The organism is Neobacillus drentensis (genome assembly GCF_036966985.1).
In the GTDB taxonomy this organism is placed as follows: Bacteria; Bacillota; Bacilli; order Bacillales; family Cytobacillaceae; genus Neobacillus; species Neobacillus drentensis_E.
The window spans coordinates 1-1,244 of the sequence record NZ_JBALSN010000665.1; the positions used below are offsets into that span (position 1 = coordinate 1).

Annotated in this window: 2 protein-coding genes and 1 pseudogene; 2 read left to right on the forward strand and 1 reads right to left on the reverse strand. The window is 35.8% G+C overall.

What is annotated here, in order from left to right; translation table 11 throughout:
- Both V7659_RS30120 and V7659_RS30125 read left to right on the forward strand, forming a co-directional pair.
- Positions 1-642, forward strand: a 642-nt coding sequence (locus V7659_RS30120; protein ID WP_335543693.1) for an amidohydrolase family protein, incomplete at its 5' end; no start/stop codon positions are given.
- A gap of 95 nt (positions 643-737) precedes the next feature.
- Positions 738-965 (forward strand): hypothetical protein, encoded by a 228-nt coding sequence (locus tag V7659_RS30125; protein ID WP_335543694.1) that lies wholly within the window; start codon positions 738-740, stop codon positions 963-965.
- 50 nt (positions 966-1,015) lie between these two features.
- Here V7659_RS30125 and V7659_RS30130 read toward each other — a convergent pair.
- Positions 1,016-1,244: pseudogene (locus V7659_RS30130) on the reverse strand (LD-carboxypeptidase); the annotation flags it as partial.

Genomic DNA, 1,244 nt, shown 5'->3' on the forward strand with positions numbered 1-1,244 from the left:
GCTGTAGAGGAAGCCCATGCCCGTGGGAAAAGAATATATGTACATGCTAGAACATCAGATGCTGTAAAAATATGTGTAAAAGCAGGGGTAGACATTATCGGTCATGCTGATTTTATTGACGATGAAGCATTCGACATGCTCGTACACGATAAAGAACGTTTATTTGTTGTGCCTGCCTTAAATTGGCTTGTATCAACATTAGAGCATGGTGCTGATTATTTCGGACAAGAAGCACTTGATGCAACAGGATATAAAGAAGGGTTACAAATTGCACTAAAAAATATGAACCGACTTTATAAAGCAGGGGTACGTATATTGCCAGGCGGTGATTATGGGTTCAAATGGTGCCCTCATGGTGGATATGCACGTGACTTAGAGCATTTTGTTAAGTTAGTAGGAATGACACCAATGGATGCGATTGTAACCGCTACCAAATATGGAAGTCAAATTATGCAGATGGAAGATCAAATTGGTACCATTGAAGTTGGAAAACTTGCAGACATCCTCGTAGTAGATGGCAACCCATTAGATAATATTGCAGTCCTACAGGATCACGACAAATTAAATCTTATCCTAAAAGATGGAGAGTATGTTGTTCGTACACTTGAAGTATGCCGTGAAGTTGAGAGTGCAGCTGTTTAAATTTGAAAGCCATCGCTTTTTGCGATGGTTTTACCTTTTATATATCGTGAAATTATGCTGTGAATTACAACAAATACTTACCAACGAGGATGATTATGATTCAAAAAATTTTGTATTGTTTTCGTAATAGAACAAACCAAGCAGAAGAGCAGATTAGAAATAAACTTGAAGAAAAAGATATTGAGTGTTCTATCACTCCAACCTATTGTATGAAACTTTGCATTTTCTGCGAAAACTTAAATGTAGTAATCGTAAATCAAGATATTATTATGGAGAAAAATCAAGATCAATTAATATCAAAAATATTGGAGAAGCTAGTGTAGCTAAATTAAAGCTGATGTGAGGTTAGAAATAGTACGTTTATGGCTTTTACTCAACAGCGAGCTAGGTAATTAATTTCGGCCATTGCTCCATATGGCAGGATAAATTTCGGTTCGGTATGACCAAAATTCAAGTTATAAAGGATTGGCAAATCCCCCAAATTAAATTCCTTCATGACTTTTAGAATTTCTACTATATACTCATCGTAATATTTTTCATCTTGCGGTTTACCAAAAATGATTCCATTCGCTTTTTGCAGAATTCATTGTGCAGCATAATTT

Excerpts from the sequence above, each read along its gene's own strand:
- V7659_RS30125 (WP_335543694.1), top strand. The coding sequence starts at position 738 with ATGATTCAAAAAATTTTGTATTGTTTTCGTAATAGAACAAACCAAGCA.